Raw genomic sequence first — 21,004 nt, 5'->3', positions numbered from 1 at the left:
GGAGTGGAATACAACAAAGAATACAGAAGTGCTATGCCTAAATTTATTTAAAAATAATTCGATTTTTATTTGTTTTTAAGCACAGTTCTTTGTTATCTGTAGTGTTTTTACTTTTTTAAAATCACTTCGTTTTTTTTAGATTTATTTTTTTGAATTATGAGATTGAAAATATTATTTATTAATTTCCTCTGATTTTTAGTCGGACTATTTTTTGTGTCAATTATTTTTACAGATTTGTCAGAATATACAATCGTTATTATAATATAGGTTCCATCATTTGCTGGAACTCCACGAAATTTTTTAAAGTCGTTTGGTTTTAATTCGTCAATAATACTTTTTATATTTTCATTTTCTTTTGTGGTAATTACAGCAGAGAAAGGTTCGAAAAACGGGTTTTCAGAAAAATATTTTTGATACATATTTTTGTACTCGATGTCTGACAAATCCTTAAAATTCGAAGGTGGTGGTGGAAATTCTGGTGAAGGATTATTTGCCACAATGTATTTTTCGTTAAGATTTATTATCGCTTCAACATTTTGTGAAAAAGTTGGGTAATAATCAACTTTAAGAAGAATTGGTATATTTTCATTTTTTTTATTACAATTAAACAAAAACAGCAACAAAAATAATGGTAAAATTTTCTTCATTTAAATACTTGTTTTTTTTGATAACATTACAGATAACGTTTTGCGTATTGGCGATGGTGCGGCTAAAAATACAAACTTTTTCTATTATAAACTAAACTTCGGAAAATCTGAAATCTTTAAACTTGCGATTCCTCCGCACTATTGCCAATACGATGTTATCTGATGCTCTTTTACGATACTGCTTTCCGTGAATTCAAAATTTGAACTTTAAATTCATCTGTTAATATTAAATTCATTTCTTCATATTCAAAAAATTTCATTGGAACAATTTGTAGAAAGTCAATTGGAAACCAATTTTCGACAAATTTTAACGTTGCTTTTCGCGCCAAATTTTCATCGTTTGCCAAACAATATAATCTTGCAATATCAAAGTGAATATTTTCACTTTTTATTTCTTCACAATATTTTTCATAATATTCAAAAACTAATTTTGAATTGCAGTCATTAATCATAAAATTAAGTAAATACTCGATTTTTTCAATATTTTTATTGTTTAAATCTTTTCTTTGTTTTTGTTGAATTAATTCTATTTCAGAAATTTTTTTGCCTTCGGTAATTAACGATAATTTTTCAGGATATAATTTAAGATTTTTTTCGCCATTTAATTTTAAAATGTGCTGTTCAACTAAATATCTATATTGATTTATTTGATGTGCCGGAAGGGTTTCCATTTCTTTAGTTTCCAAAAAAAAGTTGTAAAATTTTTCCGCTCTTTCAATTTGATTAATTTTTATTGCAATATTTGTATAAGCAAAAAAATGTTCTGTCAATATATTTCCTGGATACCATTGTTCATTAAATAAAAGAGAGTTTTCGTCATTATGCATTGCTTGTTCGTAATTACTTTCAAAATAATTTATTTGTGCAAAAACAATATTTTTTTGAGGTTCAAAATCCTTGTAGTTTTTAAGATTTTCATTTCCTAATTCTATATTTCCATCTCTTAATTCTTGGAAAATAGTCTTTAATTTTTTTGGAATTTTTACAACGTCCATTTTTTGGCGATATGTTTATTAGAGTGGCAGATAACGTTTTTCGGCTTGGCGATGTGGCGGATAAAGAAGCCGAAACTTTCTATTATCACTAAACTTCAAAGATTGCAAAAATCTTCGATTTGGCACCAAAACCGCCATATTGCCAAACCGATGTTAGCCGTAGTTTTTTATATTCCGTCTGCATATTCTGGATTATAACATTTAAAATTTTTTGGTTTTTTTATTTCTATAAATTTTAGTTGAGTCAAATCTATTCTCCAAATTCTATAGATTTTTGTCAAAATCTCCTTAGAATTATCTTCAAATTCGATTACGTAATTTGATTAGGATTGATTCTCCAATGCTAAATTAATTGTTGAATAACATTTTTTTGGATAATTACTATTTACTATAATTTCGTCTTTTACCAAAAAATTTGCTTTTGTTTTATCGTAATAATTTATAAATTCTTCTAATGTAATTTTGCCTTTCCCATTTCGACAATTATCTATAATTAGCGAATATTCTGAGACCGCAAATTTTTCAATTTCACCTCCAAGCATTAGTTCGAAACAATTGTGAAAATTATAATTATTCAATTCTTGTGTTGTTTTCCCTATAAATGAAATGTCTAAACTGTCTTTTTTAATTATTTGAGAAATTTGAAAATCTATTTTATCGACTTTGCTTTCTTGAACAATTAAATCCTCTGTCTTTATAATGGTTTCTACCTTATTATTTTTAGTTAAATTTTCTTTACAACTTATAATTATAAATTGTCCAATTATTAAAAGATATATTAATTTTCTCATACAATTCACTTTGTCTATTAATGAGGGTCTTGTAAAATTACGGCTAACGTTTGGGTATTTCTGTTGGCGGGGACTTCTGATAACAAGTCTTGGTAAATATAACAAATTGAAAAATTAGCGAAAATCTTGATGATAGGAACTTCCGACCCGCTAATAGAAATACCTTGTTAGTAGCCGTTTTTATTTTATGTTATTTCTATAAAAATAACCAATGAAATTCTGTTTTAAGATTTGTTTTTGTTTCCGCGATAATTTTGTTTTTTGATAAAATGTTTCTTTAGACTCACAGTTTTTAAACGCATTAAATTCATCCGTTTGATTATTTTCCGAAATCTTATTTATGATAATCTGTAGTAAGGAACGGTCAGAATTTTTATCAAATTCTGGCAATAAAATATCTGTGGTAAAATACGAAGTTGTTCCCTTTGTGTAAAGGACTCTCTTGGATAAAATTTTATATAGTACTATTTTGTTTTCGTATTTGAGAGAATCAAACACGATTTCTTTACAGTCAATTGTCAAACTAACTTTTTGAGAGTAAACATTTATATTTAAAAGAAATATAAAAATTCCAAAAATCTGTTTTATATTTTTTTTCAAATCGTGAATTGTCGCTGGTTTTTAAAATGGCTACTAACGGCGGGGTATTTCTGCAGTCGGGGGCAAAAAAAGCCAAACCTTTCTACTTGCTAAAATAGTGAAAATATCGAAAATCTTCTTAACTATAAATTCCACCCCGCTTGTAGAAATACCATGTTATCTGCAGGAAGATTAGAGGTTTTTAAGTTCCATTTTTAATGGTTTAAATATTTTCTCAACAGCATTATAAAAGGTTTTGTGATATTCTTCACTAAATCCAGTTGTTGAATATTCTTTTTTTACGTTGTTTTCAAAAATTATTATTTTGTTATTTCCGCCATCTGGAATTCCGACTAAATACTCGTTCGACTTACCTTTATTTACAACTCTAGGCATTTCTAAATCTTCGTTTTTAATTTGATAAATCATTTTTTTGATTGTTTCATAATCAGAATTAGATATTCTTTTATTATTTAATTTTTCACCTTTATAAATTATGTTAGCAACTACATATTTTTTGTCTCCATTATTTTTTGGAATTAACTTTATATTAATATGATCATCTTTTATGACCATATAGTTTTTATGATTAAATTCGATAAATTCATTATTCAAATTTTTTTTCAAACTTGAACATGAAGATAAAAATAAAATAAAAATTATGGGGAAAATATGCTTCATTTGCTTACTCGTAAGGTTTGGCTTTCTTGCAGATAACGGTTGGGTATTTCTGTTGGCGGGGACTTTTTATAACAAGTCTTTGTAAATATAACAAAATGAACAATTAGCGAAAATCTTTATGATAGGAACTTCAGCCCCGCTAATAGAAATACCTTGTTGCCTGATGTGTTTTTTATTCAGCCAAGTTTAAGGATTTAGCAAGTTTATTTAGTTTTTCAATTCGTGTCTTTGAATTTTCCTCCCAAACTTCAGCAAATAGAATTTCTCTTTCGATGGCAATTTTCGCTAACGTTTTAATTTCAGCATCAATATTTCCCGATAAAAACAATTGTGAAAAAGCCAATGAGATTACTGTATTGTCAATAGAGTTGATATCGTAATACTTGTTCGGCATTTTGTCAACAGTCAATATTAATTTTTTAGGGTTTTTTGTATCGGTATTTAAATTAAATTTGGATAAACCATTTTCAGCAAGATTTTCATTTAAAAACTCGATTGCTTTTTTAGTTTCATTTTTGTTTTTCCAATCAATATAAAGATAAAAAGTGTCATTTCCGACATCGCTTCCAAATGGCGCAAATTCGTCGGTAACGTCATAAAAGAAATCTTCAGACATTATTTTTTGAGCAGTAGGATTTGCATTTTTTAAATTTATCTCCATATTCAAAGGGATTTTCTGTCCTTTACTTTGGTAAGAACTTAAGATGAAAACTAAAAATAATATTTGAAGCACAATTTTCATAACATATTAGGCAACTCTCAAATATACGCATAAAACAATTTCCTGACAAAAATAAATTAAATTTTTTACCCTCACATTATCAGCCGATTACAATGTGTATTACAAAAATTATTTCTAAATTTGATTATTAATATTTAAAATGCGCACTCATGAATATTGAAAATACGCAGTGCTTATTTGATCCCTCCGTTTTTCAGTTTAAAGAGGGTACGCACAAAGAAAAAAGAATTATTTGGGTACAGTTTCTCTACCTAAAAGAAAATATCGAGCTGCTGAAAAAGTATTGTAAATCGACGTGGTCCAGATCGCAAAAAATGTGGTACGTTCCGGATCTGTCTCGAAACAGAAAAATATTTGATCTCGAAGTTGCCGCCGTTGGGAAAGAGATCATTTCTAAAATACCCGCCGAAAATTTTGCCCAGTTCATCGCCTTTCAAAATCAATTAAAATTGAAAGCCTACAGCGCAAATACAATACGAACCTACACCACAGAATTTGCACAGCTCCTGTACATCCTAAAAAATCATCCCGTACAAGATCTTACAGAAGAACGGCTCAAAAGCTATTTTCTCTACTGTGTCGATCAGCTCAATATTTCCGAAAATCATCTGCACAGCCGGATCAATGCAGTTAAATTTTATTTCGAAAATGTTTTGCACCGCCAAAAAATGTTTATCGATATTCCACGTCCGAAAAAACCGCTCCTCTTGCCAAAATCTTTGAATACGACAGAAATTCAAAAATTAATCAGCGTGACCGAAAATCTAAAACACCGCCTCGTTTTAAAACTTTGCTACGGCATGGGTTTACGCGTAAGTGAGATCGTAAAATTAAAGATCGAAGATATCGACAGTAAAACAATGCGCGTTCTGATAGCAAAAGCCAAAGGTAAAAAAGATCGATACGTAAACCTTCCACACAGTATATTGCAGGAACTTCGCGAATATTACAAACTGTATAAACCATTAAAATATCTTTTTGAAGGGCAGTTTGGTGGCGCGTATTCGGTAAGAAGTGCGCAGGCGGTTTTCAAAAAAGCCATGACCAAAGCTGGAATTAGAAAAACAGTTGGCATTCACAGTCTGCGACACAGTTATGCCACACATTTGTTAGAATACGGCACCGATATTAGTCTTATTCAGAAATTACTTGGACATAATAACATCAGTACTACTTTACTTTACGCCAGAGCCAGCGATAATCAAGTGCGAAAAGTCACCTCGCCGCTGGACAAACTTCTTTGAATTTTTTACGGGTGTGTAAAGAAACGCCGCTATAAAGTGAAAGTCTACAAATCACTTATAATCGGAGAATTGAATACTTATAAAAAGTTTAAGTATTCTTTTTAAAGACCGTTCCAGCATTGCTTAAAATAAATGCCAGAAATTGGTGGTTTTTAAAACCAAGAAGTTTAATAAAATAGAAATATTTCAGGAAATTTATTTCTCAAAAAAAGCCGTTGTTCCACCGATCCAAATCGCATTTTTCTTGTTGAAATCCACGTTTACCATATCTGCTTTAGTCATTCTTACCAAATGTTCCATCAGTTTCGGGCGCTCTTCATCTTTTTTCCAGATGTAAAGCAAACGGATCTCTGCTTTCGAAAATTCACCGTTTGGATCTTTAAAAAGTGGAGCATAGGTCACTTTTCTCTGTAAAATATAATTTTCCCGATCTTCAATAACAGCAATATCTTCGGGCGTTGGGTACAGATTTACGCCGCTTCCCGCAAAAGAAAATAGAGGTTTCAAAACAAAATCACCCAATTTTTCAGCCGCCGGAAAATCATTTAGAAAATAACTTTTCGGTACATATTCATGTTGAAGTTTCGGTAATATATATTTTGAAATTTTGAAAAACCAGTTCGGATGTGTGATCCATTTCACTTCCAGATCATCCCGAAAATCGAAATCTACTTTCAGATCCGCGATTTTATTGATCTCATCGAAAATAACACGGTTATAAATACGCTTGATCTGCGTGCGTTTGCTCTCGTTATCGTAGTAGAGTTTTTTGCCTTCTTTCTGAACTTTCGTAAGACAAACGGTTTTAATTCCGAGATTTTTTTCCGTTAAATAAAAGTCGATATTCGTTTTCTGCTCATCCGGATAAATTTCTAAAAGAATGACGTTCTCCGGATTTTCGTCGCCAACAATCAGCTCTTTTAATTCGGCATAATAATCCTCATTGCTTACTTTAGATTGGAATGGTTCCAGAAAAGGATATTCCTTAATTAATGAATTTTGTAATTCTTTTTGAAAAGCATATAAAGTAGGGAAGGATTGCAGTTCAATAAGTTGCGGAACGATTTCTCCCTTTTCGTTTTCGCAGATCCCAAAATCGATGGTAAAAAAATGCGGCTGTTTCGTGTCGTTTGGCACATTAGCGTCTAAAGGTATCGCTTTACTCAATTCCTCCGGCGACATTTCTTTGATTTGAGAGACAATACTCTCGCAGGCATCATTCAATTTTGTTTTGAAGGCTGCCGTTAAAAAAATCGGGCTTTCAGAAACCCGAAATTGTGGATAGGTTCTCCCTTTCTCCTTTAGATCGTCTAAAATATTTTGATATTTCTCCTGCGTAAATTCTGCATTAAAATGGTCTCTGTATTTTGGAATCATAGGGTCTTTAATTTAATAAAAATGTAATCAAGAAAAATAAATCTTAAAATATAGCAAAGACTTTTAAGCAAAAAAGTCCCAAAAGTGGTATCGATAAATGCAGAAGAAAAGCACAAAAATTAAAAAAATTTGAACGGCCTTTGCGTACATTAAAAGGAAAGACATCAACCTTTAAAAATGATGGAGAATTTTATTTCCAAAAATTTCGCATCATGCATTATCAATTACTTATGAGAATCTACGCCATTTCAAATTTAAGGACCTGCTCCGAAGCGTGTTGCAGAAATCTCGGTAAAATTTGAGCTTGAGTCAAAACAATTTTATCAGGATCATCCATTCTGTCGATGGTTTCCAGATATTTCTCCATGCCGTAATTTTCGATCATGGCTTCTTTATTTTTGTCGTTTTTCAGATTTTCCAGCATTCCTTTGGGATCCGCTTCCGGATGAAACTGTGTGCCGAAGATCTCTTCGGAAAAACGAACAGCCATCACCGCTCTTTCCAGATGAATGTGCGGACGAACTTTCTCCATTGCCATTATTTTCATGCCCATTTCTTCCATTTCTTCTTCATCGGCTTCAATGAACTGATAAGATCTGGAATCTACGGCATAGAAAGGATTTGGCAGGTTTTTGAGCAAAAAATCCTTTTTCCCTTCGTCGGTTTTATGGATTGGCATTACGCCGAAAGAGTAGGATTTTCGTTTGCAGATATTCCCTATATTCCAGTGAATACTCGCCACCTGAAAAGAATGACAAACCAGAAAAAGATATTTTTTATGATCGCTGTTTTTGTTATGCTCCCAGATCGCATCTAAAAAAGAAGCATATTTCTCTTCCCATTCATAACCTTCTTTATGTGGATTTCCCGGACCTCCAGAAGAAATAAAAATATCGAAATCTTCAATATTGGGTATTTCATTCTCATATCTCACATCAAAAACCTGTATCGATATATCTTCGCTCGAGTTTTCTTTAAAAACCTGCGAGATCTCTCTTATATTGCGCATTCCCTGATTTACATGATTGTTATTCATGTCGAGTAGGGCGACTTTTATCTCTTTCATTACTATTTATTTACGCTGCAAAATTACGGAATAATTATTTTAATCATAAGTAATGCCATATTCGGTTTCGGAAATCATATAATCCACCACGGCTTTCAGATCACCTGTTTCTTCGTAAACCGCCAACTGTCGGTCTGCTCCGGTTCCGTTCTTCATAATTTCCCAGGCATATTCTACTTCAGTTCTACAGCCTAAATCATCAACCACATCATCAATAAACGCCAAAAGTTCTTTCAGCAGATCAGAATAGGGAACGCTGGTTTCTTTTCCAAAATCGATGAGATGGGCATGAATTCCATCTTTCGACGCACGCCATTTATTTTCATTCAATAGCAAACGGCGGTAACTTCGGAAACTCATATTCTGTTCGTGAAGTTTGTAGATCTTCGCCACCAGACACTGCATTATTGCAGCGATACAAACAGTTTCATCAACGCGCAAAGGCATGTCGCAGATCCTGAATTCGATGGTTGGATAAAATGGGTGAACTCTTAGATCCCACCAGATTTTCTTTGCATTATCGATAGTTCCGGTTTTAATCATCAAATCAATATAAGCATCAAATTCCGCCACACAACTGAAATAACTCGGAAGTCCCGTTCGTGGAAATTTTACAAAAACCTCCTGCCGATAAGATTTGAAACCCGTTTTGCTGCCGACCCAAAAAGGGGAGTTTGTAGAAAGTGCATAAACGTGAGGCAAAAAGTAGCGCATCACATTTTGAATTCGAATGCCTTCTTCACGATTCGGAATACCGATATGAACGTGAAGTCCAAAAATTAAATTGGATCGCGCAACGTCGCCCAGATCACTCACGATCTTATCGTAACGGTCTGCTTTTGTAATTTGATTGTCTTGCCACCGCGAAAAAGGATGAGTTCCACCACCGGAAACCCGCAGATTATTTTCGTGCGCAACTTTGATGAGTCTTTTTCTTAGATCGGTGAGTTCGGCCTTAACTTCCTGAATATTATTGCAGATGCCGGTTTCCATTTCAATAACAGATTCGTGCATTTCGTGCTTTAAATTTTCGAGTAAAGTTGCTTTCCCGCCTTCAATGATTTTAGAAACATGAGAAACCAGATCGCGCGTTTCTACATCGATAATTTGATATTCTTCTTCAACGCCTATGGTAAATTGATGCATATCTTTTGTGTTTTATGAAAGATTAAAATGAAAATTTAAATACATAAAAAGTTTTGAACAGAATAAAGATTTTTGGAACTTACTCTAAATCCTTTAGAACGAAAAATATTCCCGCTACTGTTAATTCCTTAAATTTTCATTTCGATCTTGTTGGTTCTAACTTTATTTTATCGTGTCTTTCACGAATTTACCCCAGGAAATATTGGGTTTTCCGGCTTTGTATTCTTTTGCTTTTTCGATGGCGAATTTTGCCGCATTTTCTACGATCCAGGTAAAGTTTTCTTCACCTACAGAATTTCTGTCTGCGTCTGGCGCTGGATTACAGAAGTCGATGGCATAAGGAATTCCGTCTTTAACCGCAAATTCTACGGTATTGAAATCGTAGCCCAATTCTTCATTCATTTTAATGGTGTAATCGTGAATAACTTTCAGCAATTTCTCCAGTTCTTTTCCTTCGGTTTGATGCGTAGTCGCATATCTTAAATGATGTGGATTTCTTGGTTCATACGGCATAATATGCACATATTTTTTACCCAGACAATACACGCGGTAGTAATCCTGAAATACAATTTCCTCCTGAAGCATCATGACTAATTGTTCCGTTTCGCCCAGCTTATTCCACATGTCTTCCGCATTTTCTACGCGGTAAACGCTTTTCCAGCCACCACCATCGTGAGGTTTCATATACGCCGGAAATCCTACATAATTAAAGATATAATCCCAGTCGTGTGGAAATTTTAAATTCCGGAAAGAGGTCTCTGTCGTATCTGTTGGTCGGTCATTGCTTGGAAGAAGAACAGTTTTAGGCAACGGAATTCCAATTTTAGACATCAGCGCGTTGTTGAAAAATTTTTCATCGGCGCTCCACCAGAAAGGATTGTTCATTACATAGGTTCCATTTAAAGCTGCATTCTTTAGATAAGCTCTGTAAAAAGGAACATCCTGAGAAATTCGGTCGATAATTACGGCGTAACCATAATCTGCTCCTTGCTCTAATTTATCGATCATTACTGCTTCGGCAACAACTTCGCCTTTTCCTAATTCATTTACTTTATCGATGAAAGCCCAGGGGAAAGTATCTTCCATCCCGAATAAAATTCCTACTTTTTTTGCCATAATATTTTTTATTTTTTTAATGAATAATTGAGTTAATTTTTTAAAACTTGTTTGATGTTGCTTGAAATGATTTGATGTCGTTCGATGTTGTGCTCGTAATTTAAAGCCATTGCAAAAATTTCAGCCTCTTCATTTCTTATATTTATTTCCTTTAAAGTCATCTCAGTCTGCAAATTTCTTTAAAAAGCTGCCAAATCTCTAAGTCCTCGAATTTTTTAATTGTTGACATATCAAATGAGTTGCGGATTAAAAATTTATATTTCTTTCTAATATGTTATATACTATTCAATCTTTTTAATAAAGTTCCACTTAATTTCACCAAAGTTATTTTCAAACTATTTCAAACTAATTCGAACTCTCCGCTTAGCCAAATAACTTCCCAACAAACATAGGGAAAACCATTCTCCAGAGCGGCCAGTCGTGACTGATCCATTTTCTTTCATCATACCAGTGATTGATTCCTTTCGAGGCTAAAATTCCAGACATTTCTTTTGTTTGATCTAAGCAAATATCTTCGTCGGAAGTGCTTAAGATAATATGCATATGACTGAATTTCCAGGCTTCTTCATTTCTCATAAATTCCCGCGGACAGTTAAAATAAACGAGATCATTGCTGAAACCATCCATAAAATTACGGATCGTAAACGCACCCGACAAGCAGAACATGTGAGAAACAACATCCGGAAAACGAAAGGCGAAATTTGCGGCATGATAACCGCCGAAACTCGCGCCAGCAACAGCAACACGATGTTCAGAATGCATTGCCTGTAAATAAGGAACATACTCCTGAATTAAAAACTGCATGTACAGTTCGTAATTTCTAATTCGTTCCGAAGGATGAATATTTTTATCGTAAAAGCTATATTTATCAACAGTTTCAATGTTGTAGAGTTTTAATTTTCCATTTTCCACGAACCAGTTAATACTTTCATTTAATTTGAAATCATGATTTTGGGTATAATCTCCATTCGAAGTCGGAAACATCAAAACGGGGTAACCGAAATGTCCAGTTACTTCAACTTTTAAACTCATTCCTAAAATGTGAGAGTAAAAATCGGTATGTTCAATTCTCGGCATAAATATTTTTTTTGTTTGAAGCTCTCTCGAACTTTCTCTTAATTTTTTATTGAAATAATTTTCTTAAACAGCCTTCAATTTCCTTCTGATCAGGAAGTCGGTTTTGATTTTGGAGGCAAAATATTCAAATGATTTTTTGTAATTTTTTCACAGGCCTCATCAAGCAGTTGCTCAATTTTTTCTTTCTTGTCAGACTTATAAACAATCCCAACGTGATAATCGAGCGGCAAAAATTTCACCACCTCATCGCACTGAAATTCCTTTTGATCTGTCGTTTTTTCTTTTGATAAAGCGATAATTAATCCAGCAGAAAATCCGGTTGATTTAGCCAGCTGATAATCTAAGCCTTTTAAAACGGCGTTCTCAATTTTAGCCCATTCGCGCCAGAGATTAATACCGCTCGAAGCTTCCACCATATCTGGAATATGGGCGCCGCCAACGCGGGAAGAAGTTTCCAGAAAATACCATTTGCCATCTTCTTTTCCCCGAATAAATTCGGTGTGTGTAGCGCCATGGTGCAATCCAAAACTTTTTAAAACTTTAGAATTAGCGGCATCTAAGGCTTTAAATTCCTCAGAATATCGACCTAAAGTCTTGGTCCGAAAAACGCCACCATCATGTGAAACCGTCATTGGTGGAGATAAATATTGAGAAGCGGACGTAAAAATAATTTCTTTTTTATAGACCAAACTATCCACATGGAAAACATCGCCCGGTTTAAAACTTTCCAAAAGATAATAATGGCGTTTGTCGCCTAAATTTTCAATAGCTGGCCAAATTTCTTCTTTTGATTTTATTTTGATAATTCCTGTTGCTGAAGCTTCTGACCGAGGTTTCAAAACCCAGGGTGCAGGATGTTGATCTGTAAATTCATTTACGGTTTCATCATTGAAAATAGAAGAAAACTCCGGTGAGTCGATGCCGGAATCTTTTGCCATTTGCCGCATGGCCAATTTATCCCGAAAATACCGGTGCGTCGTTTGTCCCATTCCAGCAATTCGAAAAACTTCCCGCACTAACGCCGCTTTTTCTACATCGTAATCATCTAAGGCGATGACTGCGTCGATTTTGTTCGTTTTGGCTAAATAGGAAAATCCCTCAACAAGATGATCCAAATTCCAGACAGATGGTTCGATCTCCGTCATATAATAAACCTCGTCGATCGCGTGCCAAGGCCAGTTTTTGTCTTTAATATTTTCGGAGGTGATGAGGATGATTTTATTGCCCAGATTTTTCATTTCCTCCATGAAATCATAACCCTTGTAATAACAGGAAATGCAGACAATCGTTTTCTCCTTCATATAACGAATTTTAGTAATTACTGAATTTTCAGAAAAATAAACTTTTTTTTATTAAATAATCAACATCAATTTTTAATAAACGTTCAAGATTTGAAAATCCACTATCAATTATACAGAGAAATTTTTGATTATGCTAATTTTTACTTAGTAATTTTTCAAAAAATCGAGCAGTAGCTCAACTCCGTAACCAGTTGCGCCTTTTTCTTTCATATAAGGCACATTTCCAAAAGCAACACCCGCAATATCGAGGTGAGCCCAGTTTTCATGACCTTCAATAAACTGCTCCAAAAATTTACCAGCAACGATACAATCACCAAAAGGTTTTGAAGAAATATTTTTGAAATCGGCAACATCTGAAACAAAATCGTCTTTCCAGATATCCCAAAGTGGAAGATTCCACAACCTTTGGTTCATTTTGTCTCCGGATTTTTCTAATGATCTCTTTAAATTGTCGTTGTTAGAAAAGTAGGCGCCGCAGGTATAACCAAACATTCGCACGGAACTTCCAGTCAACGTTGCCAGATCGATCAATGCGTCGGTTTTGTAATTTTTTGAGAGATAAGAAAGTCCGTCTGCAAGCGTCATTCGTCCTTCTGCATCGGTATTTAGTACTTCAATCGTTTTGCCGTTATAAGCTGTAATTACGTCACTTGGAATATAAGCCGTATTCGAAATAGCATTATCGGTGATGGGTAAAATTGCAATAATATTGACAGGAATTTTCATTTCCGCCGCGGCAATTAAAGTTCCGATCACGGCGGTTGCGCCACCCATGTCAGATTTCATGTAGTGCAAGTTTTCAGAACCTTTAATGGAAATGCCTCCCGTGTCAAAAAGCACGCATTTTCCAACCAAACCGACGGTTTTTGCATTTTCAATATTCGACTGATATTCTAAAATGGTAAAAGCAGCTTCCTGAGAACTTCCCTGATTTACAGAGAGAAATGCTCCAAGTCCTAATTCTTTTGATTTTTTGCGGTCGAAAACAGTTTGTTTAAAATTATATTTGTCTGAGATTTCATTTAAAAATCCAGAGATATGTGGAACTCGTTTAAAGTTTTGTGGTTTGTTCAGCCATTCCATACACGCAAATTGTCCTTCGCAAATCGCTAAAGTTCTGATTTCTAATTCTTTTAAATTATCCGCTGAATCTGACTCCAATATCAAATTAAATTCAGAAGAGAAAAAAGGGTGTTCTGCTTTAAATGGATAAGTATAAGTTCCTAGAAATAAACCTTTTACCAGGCTTTCTATTTGCTCGTTATTAAGATCGCCGGCTAATAATAGCGTTTCATTTGGCTGAATTTGTTTTCTGAAATCATAAGATAATTTTGAAGCAATTGCCTGAATTTTAAAATTTTCCGGGTTTGTTCCTAATCCGATTAAGTAGTGGATAGAATTATCTTCCAGTAAAATAAAAGTTTCGTTTTTCTTTCCGGAAAAAAGTGGCTCCAGATTTTTACTGAAATTTTGTTTTTCTGTCTTCCAGCTTTCTTCGGTGTAAAAGGAGAATTTCTGGGTTATTTCTTTCGATGATTTATTGGTAAGATTTATTTTCATTGGGGATCTAAGTTATTGATGCGTTTAAATAATTTGTTTTAAAATTAAGGTTTTTTTAAATAAGATCAAATGCGTTGTTCATTTTCAGACAAATAATTGACTTTCAAAACCTTATTATTAGTTAGTCGACCTAGGTTATGACCTTTTACATCACAAAAAAGTCGGGAGTAATAATGCTCCCGACTTTGACCGAAGTCGTTAATTAAAATAAATGAATTTTATTTTTTGATCACTTTATGACTGGAAGTTTTTCCGTCTTGCGTAATCTTCATGATATACATTCCCGTTGGTAAATTTTGAACGTTGACCGCGCCTTCAGATTGATTACCATCTTTAACAATTTTTCCATCTGTAGAAATTAATTGATAGTTATAATCTCCTTTAGCATTGATATTCAAAACATCTTTCATCGGATTTGGATAAACATTGATCGCTTCTGAATTAACAGCAGCCAGTGAAGATACTGTTCCTGCAGCTTTAATGTTCAACGTATAATCTTCAACCTGACCATAAGAGAAGGTTTCACAAGAAGTTGGGATTCCGTTGTATTTCATAGAAACTCTCATTCTCGTATTCCCGGTAAGTGCACCTGCCGGAATCGTGATCGATCCTGAAACCGGATTTGTTTTAGATGCAGTTTTGGTATAAACTGTTTCGCCCGCATCAGAGAAATCACCATCTTGGTTGTAATCGATAAAGACAGCGTAACCTTCATTATAAGAAGTTGACGTCCATTTTGGCGTGATGGTAATGGTATAAGAACTTCCTTTGTTCACGTTCGTTGAAAGTGTTGTGAAGTTTTCGTAACCTGCAGTTCCTGTAGAACTATTGCTAATTGTTCCGAAGACTACTTTGCTGATTTTCTCATCAGAAGTAGAATTTCCTTTAGACGCACAGTAAGAAACCGGTGGAGTTGTGGTCGAACCTGTTGTTACAGATAATACATTGCTTGAAGCGGAAGCATTTCCAGCCGCATCTTTTGCTTTTACGGAGAAACTATAGGTAGTGGAAGCTGTTAATCCTGTAATGGAAGCTGAAGTACTTGCAGTATTTCCTAACAAAGTAGCGCCGCTGTAAACGTCGTATCCGGTTACTGCCACGTTATCGGTAGAAGCAGTCCAGCTTAAAGTCGTCGCGACAGAAGTTGTTCCGCTTGCTGCAAGATTCAACGGAGTAGAAGGAGCCGTTGTATCTCCGGTTGATCCACCGGAATAAGCGGTTCCTAAACCTACCGCATATAAGGCGTTTTGTGTCGCAATTGCTTCTGCAGAACCAACACCGTATAAATCTTTAGCCGACTGTATTGCATAAGTTAAGACATTATTGTACGTGGAATTTGAAGTCAAATAAGAAGTTTCTAAGCGATAGATAATTTTTGCAGATTTTGCAAAACCTATTCCCGTAACTGAAAACGCGTTTCCTATATCATTTGTTCCGGATTTTCCTTGCGTTAAAATGTAGAAGAAATGATTTAAAACACCACTGTTAGAGTGAACCCCGCACTGATCATTGGCTTGACTTGGAGAGCAACTGCTTGTTGCAGCTTTCCAGTACGTTCCTAAATAAGTATCCGGTTGAGCGCTTAATCCTGAATTCGGGTTGCTCATTGATCTTAAATAATACGGGGAAGCTTTGGTAATATCTTCACCGATCAAAAAGTTCTGTTTTGTTGGAGCATAAGCGTTTTCTACTACCGCGCCCCAAATGTCAGAAAGTCCTTCATTTATCGCTCCAGATTCTCTGGCATAAACCAAATTTGCAGAATATTCGCAAACTGCGTGACCCAATTCATGCGCCGTGACATCCAAAGCTGTTAAAGGGGAAAAAGTAGAGGCGCCGTCGCCGTAAACCATTTCTGATCCGGACCAGTAAGCGTTTTCATAAGCAGAACTGTAATGAACGTAGCTTTTTAAAACTGCTCCTGCGTTGTTGTAGCTATTTCTATTGAAGGTATTTTTGAAGTAATCATAAGTATTTGAAACTCCCCAATGGGCATCTAAAGCAGCATTATCAAACGTGGAGTTGTTGAATTCCGCAGCCGTCCAGTTGTTATCATTGTCAATAAAGTCTGTACTTCTTAGTGCAGTTCCTTTTTTCAGGTTGTAGGTGAAAACTCCATTTCCACGGGAAGAATCGCGAAGTGTATAACTGCTTCCAACTAAGGTGGTAGAAATTGTTTGTGATCCGCTGTATCGTGTTGCGGCGGTTCCAGAAACCAAAGCCAGCTTAACATTAAGCGCTTCTGTTTTTTCGGAAGGACCTTCTTTATGTGGGGCGGATTTTTCTCCGTAGAAATTAGTAGCATGCTTGATGATCGCATCTGTCAGCAAAATTTTCCCATCCAATGCATCAACGTAAACATATTCTCTGCTTAAAGGTTGTACTGCATAAATATCAAATTTGTAGGCTAGTATTAACTTGAAGGAACTGTCGTTTTGTTCGATCGGGATCAAAACTAATTCACCTTTTGGTTTTTCGTAAGAATTTTCTTTCACATATTCTGCGTCTTCCCACATGTATTTCTGCGCGTTGGTATGTTTTATTGCAGAATTTAGGGCAGTGGTTGCACTTAAAGCAGGTTTCGTCGTTACATCGCTAATTGGAAAAATAGTTCCGGATAAACTTTCTAATTTTCCATTTTGGGAATGTAAAGTATAAACCACGTACTGCACTTTAATTCCGTCGTAAAACAATTGAAATTTTTCATCCACAAAAGAAGTTGATGGATCTAAGTCGGTTTTGATACTTTGAAGCGTTGATCTGGAATCCAGATTTAAACTTTGTTTCAGAATATCATTAATGTTTGTTGACCTGGCGCTTAAACCGCTGTTGAAGGTGATCAAATCAACTCTGCCATTATTGTCGACATTTCGTTGACTCACAAATTCTTGTGCCGAAACCTGACCCGCAATGAGCAGCATTATTAATCCTGCAGAAAATATATGTTTTTTCATATGACAATATTTATTTAATAATTTGATCAAATGTAAATAAAATTGTGATATAAAAATTAAATCTTACAAATATTTTTGAAAATTAATTAATACGTCTTAAATAGTGTATTTATTGCTAATTAAAATCACATATAGTACGGATTCATTAATAGAAGGTTTTTTAATCAAAAATACTTAATGTATGTAAGGAATGAGGTTTTCTTATCACAGACATTAAATTCTTATCAATATGATAATCAAATACTTTTGAATCCAGATAGAAATTTAATCTGCGGAAATTAAGGTTAAAAATTCCTGCTCATCAAGAATGATGATCGTTCCAATGTCCTGCGCTTTTTTGAGCTTGCTTCCGGCTTTTTCCCCAACAACAAGATAATTCAGGTTTTTGGATACTGCCGAAATATTTTTCCCACCGTGTTTTTCTACCATTTCTTCTGCCGCTTCCCGAGTGAAAAGGGAAAGTTTCCCAGTGAAGAGAAATGTTTTATCCTGCAGAATATCACTTAAAGTTTCATTCGTATTTTCTCCTCTTTCCAGTTGAACACCGTAAGATTTCAATCTTTCGATCATCAGTAAATTCTCGGGATTCTGAAAGAATTCAACAATACTTTCGGCAATCTTTCCGCCAATATCTTCCACCTGAATAAGTTCTTCTGCAGTTGCATTTTGCAAAGTTTCAATTGAATCGAAATTTTTGGCGAGTTTCTTTGCTACAGTTTCTCCAACATGTTTTATTCCAATTCCAAACAAAACTTTTTCAAAGGGAATTTGTTTTGATTTCTCAACGCCATCTAAAATATTCTGGGCAGATTTTTCTGCCATTCTTTCCAACGGTAGCAGTTGTTCTTTGGTCAAAACATAAAAATCAGCCGAATTTTCAACCAGTTTTTCACGATATAACTGCTCGATGGTTTCTGCTCCCAAACCTTCAATATCTAGCGCTTTTCGGGAAACGTAATGAATCATTCTACCCACAACTTGTGGTGGACAATGCATATCATTCGGACAAAAATGAATCGCCTGATCTTCAATTTTCACCAGTGGCGTTCCACATTCCGGACAATTTTTGATATATTCAATTTCTACGCTTTCACTCTTTCTTTTGTCTAAATTGACGCCCATTATTTTGGGGATAATTTCGCCGCCCTTTTCTACATAAACAAAATCGTGTTCGTGTAAACCGAGTTTTTTAATTTGATCTTCATTATGTAAGGTTGCACGTTTAACGGTTGTTCCGGCCAGTAAAACAGGTTTTAAATTGGCGACCGGTGTAATCGCGCCTGTTCTTCCGACTTGGTAAGTGACTGACAATAATTCGGTCTCTACTTTCTCAGCTTTAAATTTATAAGACATTGCCCATCTTGGAGATTTGGCAGTATATCCTAATTGGGACTGCTGTTGCAAGGAATTTACTTTTAAAACAATTCCATCAATATCGAAGGGAAGTTGATGTCTTTCGGTCTCCCAAAAAGTGATGAATTCTTTTACCTCTTCTAAAGATTGACAAAGTTTCGCCTGTTCTGAAATTCGGAAACCCCAGGATTTGCTTTTTTGAAGCAGTTCCCAATGTGTTTTTGCGGGCATTTCGGTCGAAATGAACTGATAAAGAACCGCGGAAAGTTTGCGTTTTCGAACTTCTGCAGAATCCTGCATCTTTAAACTTCCCGACGCGGTGTTTCTGGGATTCATGAAGAGATCGAGACCTTCTTCTTCCCGGCGCTCATTTATTTTATCGAAATTTTTTCTGGTTAAATGAATTTCGCCGCGCATAAAAAAACGCTCCGGAAAATCACCGTAAAGCTGCATAGGAATGTCGGAAATGGTTTTCACATTCGCAGTAATTTCGTCGCCACGAAATCCGTCGCCACGCGTTACGGCTTCTTTCATTATTCCGTTTTCGTACAAAATTGAAATCGAAGCACCATCATATTTTAATTCAGCGACAAATTCCACGGGTTCATTTACTGTTTTTTGAACGCGTTTTTCCCAATCTTCCAGATCAGCAAAATCATAAGAATTATCCAGCGAATACATTCTGAACTGATGTTGAACAGTCGGAAAATTTTTCGTCACTTCGCCACCAACACGCAAAGTAGGGGAGTTGGTGTCGTAAAATTCAGGATGCTTTAACTCCAGATCCTGAAGTTCTTTTAGTTTGAGGTCGAAATCATAATCGGAGATCGCAGGTTCATCTAAACTGTAATAATTATAATTGTGCTGATGAAGTTCGGCGCGTAATTCCTGAATTTTTTGCAGAATATCTTGGGACATTGGGAGTAGAGGTTTTTACAAAAATACTAAAACCTTTCAAATTCATTATTTTTTATTTGAAATTTTCCTGCATTGATTTGATAATTTTTTCCTTTAAGATCACCTCCAATTTCTTCTCACAGATTGAGAAAACACTCTATTAATGGTGAAATAACTGCGCCCCGGATCGCAATGGAAATCCTTTTTTTTGAAAGGGAAAAGCGATGGCAAAAAAAGATTGTAGTGCAGAGCCGGAAATGTGCGCCCAAAAAATAAAAAAAAATCAATATATTTATTTCCGAAAAAAATGGAATTATGCAGAAAAAGGATTATTTACTTCTCGGAGCCGCAGTTATTGTCGCAGGATTCACTGGGTTTGCCACACACGCAGGCTTAAATTCTGTCCTGTTATTCGCACTTGCCGCAGTTGCTTTGGTCTTGGTCGCGATGATCGTCGGGAAAGCCACAGAACAATTGGGAAGCAGAATGGGACCGGCCGCAACAGGTGTTTTACAATCGGCACTGGGGAATTTACCGGAATTGTTTGTCTGCATTTTTGCGTTACGTGCAGGTTTGGATACGGTGGTAAAAGCCGCTTTAGTGGGTTCGATATTAGGAAACTCTGTTTTGGTTTTCGGGATGGCCATTTTGTTTGGCGGATTAAAACACGGGAGACAATATTTCCACTCTGAACCGCCGAAAATGAATGCGGTTTTGATGATCTTGGCGGTTGCGGCAATGGCGGTTCCGACCTTGACTTTTTATTTGCATACTCCGGCAGAAAGTCATTTGAACACTTTGGATATTATCGTTGCCGTAGTTTTACTAATCACTTTTGGAGCTTATCTAACTTTTTCTATTAAAGGCGACAAGTCGATTACACCTGATAAAAATGGCGATGCGGAAGAAGCGACGTGGAGTTTGCCGGTAACTTTAGTGATTCTGGCTGCATCTGGAGTTGGAGCTGCGTTTGTGTCAGATTGGTTTGTGGAAGCGTTAAAGCCTGCCATGGACTCTTTGGGAATTAATGACGTTTTTGCTGGTTTGATCGTGGTCGCGATTGCAGGAAATGCGATAGAAAATCTGGTTGGGATTCAACTTGCTTTGAAAAATAAAGCAGATTATGCAGTAAGTGTGATTATGAATTCATCGTTGCAGATCGCTTTGGTGATTTATCCTTTGCTGATTATTTTATCTTTCTTTTTGGGAGGCGCGGTTTTATCCTTTGTTTTAAGTCCGCTTTTGTTGGCAGCTTTGGCACTTGCTGTTCTCACAAGTGCTTTTATTGTTTTTGATGGCGAAAGTATTTGGTTGGAAGGCGTGGCACTGATTGGATTGTATATTATTATTGCAGCGGCTTTTTGGTGGGGATAAAATCATTAATAGAAACGATTAAAAACGGATCTCTAATAAAATTTCAAAGTGGAAAGGTATATTGTTTAAGATTTTAGACGAGTAATAATAATGTCGAAAATCCT

17 protein-coding genes are annotated in these 21,004 nt (G+C 35.2%); 2 read left to right on the top strand and 15 right to left on the bottom strand.

Going from position 1 to position 21,004, the window contains the following annotated elements; genetic code table 11:
- Window positions 1-107: 107 nt before the first annotated feature.
- From ACZ9HT_RS14435 to ACZ9HT_RS14410, 6 genes are all read right to left on the bottom strand, one after another.
- Window positions 108-647 carry a hypothetical protein gene (locus tag ACZ9HT_RS14435; RefSeq protein ID WP_476041199.1) on the bottom strand — a complete coding sequence of 180 codons (540 nt, stop codon included), beginning with the start codon at window positions 645-647 and terminating at the stop codon, window positions 108-110.
- A gap of 170 nt (window positions 648-817) precedes the next feature.
- Complete coding sequence (locus ACZ9HT_RS14430) at window positions 818-1,642, bottom strand: hypothetical protein (RefSeq protein ID WP_476041198.1); 825 nt, start codon at window positions 1,640-1,642, stop codon at window positions 818-820.
- Between the two features lie 323 nt (window positions 1,643-1,965).
- Window positions 1,966-2,433 (bottom strand): hypothetical protein, encoded by a 468-nt coding sequence (locus ACZ9HT_RS14425; protein WP_476041197.1) that lies wholly within the window; start codon window positions 2,431-2,433, stop codon window positions 1,966-1,968.
- Between the two features lie 180 nt (window positions 2,434-2,613).
- A complete protein-coding gene (locus ACZ9HT_RS14420; protein ID WP_196080145.1) occupies window positions 2,614-3,033 on the bottom strand; it encodes a hypothetical protein in 420 nt (139 codons plus the stop codon).
- A gap of 171 nt (window positions 3,034-3,204) precedes the next feature.
- Window positions 3,205-3,627, bottom strand: a complete 423-nt coding sequence (locus tag ACZ9HT_RS14415; protein WP_476041196.1) for a hypothetical protein — start codon at window positions 3,625-3,627, stop codon at window positions 3,205-3,207.
- 238 nt (window positions 3,628-3,865) lie between these two features.
- Complete coding sequence (locus tag ACZ9HT_RS14410; RefSeq protein ID WP_476041195.1) at window positions 3,866-4,354, bottom strand: hypothetical protein; 489 nt, start codon at window positions 4,352-4,354, stop codon at window positions 3,866-3,868.
- A 230-nt stretch (window positions 4,355-4,584) separates the two neighbouring features.
- Between ACZ9HT_RS14410 and ACZ9HT_RS14405 the strand changes: the two genes are divergently transcribed.
- A complete protein-coding gene (locus tag ACZ9HT_RS14405; protein WP_476041194.1) occupies window positions 4,585-5,679 on the top strand; it encodes a tyrosine-type recombinase/integrase in 1,095 nt (364 codons plus the stop codon).
- Between the two features lie 195 nt (window positions 5,680-5,874).
- Here the strand turns inward: ACZ9HT_RS14405 and ACZ9HT_RS14400 are convergent, their stop codons facing one another.
- From ACZ9HT_RS14400 to ligA, 9 genes are all read right to left on the bottom strand, one after another.
- Entirely contained in the window at window positions 5,875-7,056 is a 1,182-nt protein-coding gene (locus ACZ9HT_RS14400) for a hypothetical protein (RefSeq protein ID WP_476041193.1), read from the bottom strand.
- 238 nt (window positions 7,057-7,294) lie between these two features.
- Window positions 7,295-8,122: a type 1 glutamine amidotransferase gene (locus ACZ9HT_RS14395; RefSeq protein WP_476041192.1), complete on the bottom strand. Its 828-nt coding sequence runs from the start codon at window positions 8,120-8,122 to the stop codon at window positions 7,295-7,297.
- 39 nt (window positions 8,123-8,161) lie between these two features.
- On the bottom strand, window positions 8,162-9,268 hold the full coding sequence (locus ACZ9HT_RS14390; protein ID WP_476041191.1) for a carboxylate-amine ligase: 1,107 nt from the start codon (window positions 9,266-9,268) through the stop codon (window positions 8,162-8,164).
- A 162-nt stretch (window positions 9,269-9,430) separates the two neighbouring features.
- Window positions 9,431-10,384, bottom strand: coding sequence for an ATP-grasp domain-containing protein (locus ACZ9HT_RS14385; RefSeq protein WP_476041190.1), 954 nt, complete (start codon window positions 10,382-10,384; stop codon window positions 9,431-9,433).
- A gap of 363 nt (window positions 10,385-10,747) precedes the next feature.
- A complete protein-coding gene (locus ACZ9HT_RS14380; protein WP_476041189.1) occupies window positions 10,748-11,461 on the bottom strand; it encodes an alpha/beta hydrolase-fold protein in 714 nt (237 codons plus the stop codon).
- Window positions 11,462-11,550: 89 nt separating this feature from the next.
- A complete protein-coding gene (locus ACZ9HT_RS14375; RefSeq protein ID WP_476041188.1) occupies window positions 11,551-12,762 on the bottom strand; it encodes an ATP-grasp domain-containing protein in 1,212 nt (403 codons plus the stop codon).
- Window positions 12,763-12,906: 144 nt separating this feature from the next.
- Window positions 12,907-14,322, bottom strand: a complete 1,416-nt coding sequence (locus ACZ9HT_RS14370) for a leucyl aminopeptidase family protein (RefSeq protein WP_476041187.1) — start codon at window positions 14,320-14,322, stop codon at window positions 12,907-12,909.
- A 218-nt stretch (window positions 14,323-14,540) separates the two neighbouring features.
- Window positions 14,541-17,276, bottom strand: a complete 2,736-nt coding sequence (locus ACZ9HT_RS14365) for a M4 family metallopeptidase (protein ID WP_476041186.1) — start codon at window positions 17,274-17,276, stop codon at window positions 14,541-14,543.
- Between the two features lie 264 nt (window positions 17,277-17,540).
- Window positions 17,541-19,547: an NAD-dependent DNA ligase LigA gene (gene ligA, locus ACZ9HT_RS14360; RefSeq protein WP_476041185.1), complete on the bottom strand. Its 2,007-nt coding sequence runs from the start codon at window positions 19,545-19,547 to the stop codon at window positions 17,541-17,543.
- Between the two features lie 294 nt (window positions 19,548-19,841).
- Between ligA and cax the strand changes: the two genes are divergently transcribed.
- Window positions 19,842-20,900 carry a calcium/proton exchanger gene (gene cax / locus ACZ9HT_RS14355; RefSeq protein ID WP_476041184.1) on the top strand — a complete coding sequence of 353 codons (1,059 nt, stop codon included), beginning with the start codon at window positions 19,842-19,844 and terminating at the stop codon, window positions 20,898-20,900.
- Window positions 20,901-21,004: the final 104 nt, after the last annotated feature.

It is taken from the genome of Chryseobacterium sp. UYP7 (assembly GCF_056279225.1).
The sequence above is the reverse complement of the archived record's forward strand: the minus strand, read 5'-3'. Positions and strand labels throughout refer to the sequence as shown.

What these genes read in the sequence shown, in the direction of transcription:
- ACZ9HT_RS14435 (WP_476041199.1), bottom strand. Translation starts at nt 647, where the DNA reads ATGAAGAAAATTTTACCATTATTTTTGTTGCTGTTTTTGTTTAATTGT.
- ACZ9HT_RS14430 (WP_476041198.1), bottom strand. Translation starts at nt 1,642, where the DNA reads ATGGACGTTGTAAAAATTCCAAAAAAATTAAAGACTATTTTCCAAGAA.
- ACZ9HT_RS14425 (WP_476041197.1), bottom strand. Translation starts at nt 2,433, where the DNA reads ATGAGAAAATTAATATATCTTTTAATAATTGGACAATTTATAATTATA.
- ACZ9HT_RS14410 (WP_476041195.1), bottom strand. Translation starts at nt 4,354, where the DNA reads ATGGAGATAAATTTAAAAAATGCAAATCCTACTGCTCAAAAAATAATG.
- ACZ9HT_RS14405 (WP_476041194.1), top strand. Translation starts at nt 4,585, where the DNA reads ATGAATATTGAAAATACGCAGTGCTTATTTGATCCCTCCGTTTTTCAG.
- ACZ9HT_RS14400 (WP_476041193.1), bottom strand. Translation starts at nt 7,056, where the DNA reads ATGATTCCAAAATACAGAGACCATTTTAATGCAGAATTTACGCAGGAG.
- ACZ9HT_RS14395 (WP_476041192.1), bottom strand. Translation starts at nt 8,122, where the DNA reads ATGAAAGAGATAAAAGTCGCCCTACTCGACATGAATAACAATCATGTA.
- ACZ9HT_RS14390 (WP_476041191.1), bottom strand. Translation starts at nt 9,268, where the DNA reads ATGCATCAATTTACCATAGGCGTTGAAGAAGAATATCAAATTATCGAT.
- ACZ9HT_RS14385 (WP_476041190.1), bottom strand. Translation starts at nt 10,384, where the DNA reads ATGGCAAAAAAAGTAGGAATTTTATTCGGGATGGAAGATACTTTCCCC.
- ACZ9HT_RS14380 (WP_476041189.1), bottom strand. Translation starts at nt 11,461, where the DNA reads ATGCCGAGAATTGAACATACCGATTTTTACTCTCACATTTTAGGAATG.
- ACZ9HT_RS14375 (WP_476041188.1), bottom strand. Translation starts at nt 12,762, where the DNA reads ATGAAGGAGAAAACGATTGTCTGCATTTCCTGTTATTACAAGGGTTAT.
- ACZ9HT_RS14370 (WP_476041187.1), bottom strand. Translation starts at nt 14,322, where the DNA reads ATGAAAATAAATCTTACCAATAAATCATCGAAAGAAATAACCCAGAAA.
- ACZ9HT_RS14365 (WP_476041186.1), bottom strand. Translation starts at nt 17,276, where the DNA reads ATGAAAAAACATATATTTTCTGCAGGATTAATAATGCTGCTCATTGCG.
- ligA (WP_476041185.1), bottom strand. Translation starts at nt 19,547, where the DNA reads ATGTCCCAAGATATTCTGCAAAAAATTCAGGAATTACGCGCCGAACTT.
- cax (WP_476041184.1), top strand. Translation starts at nt 19,842, where the DNA reads ATGCAGAAAAAGGATTATTTACTTCTCGGAGCCGCAGTTATTGTCGCA.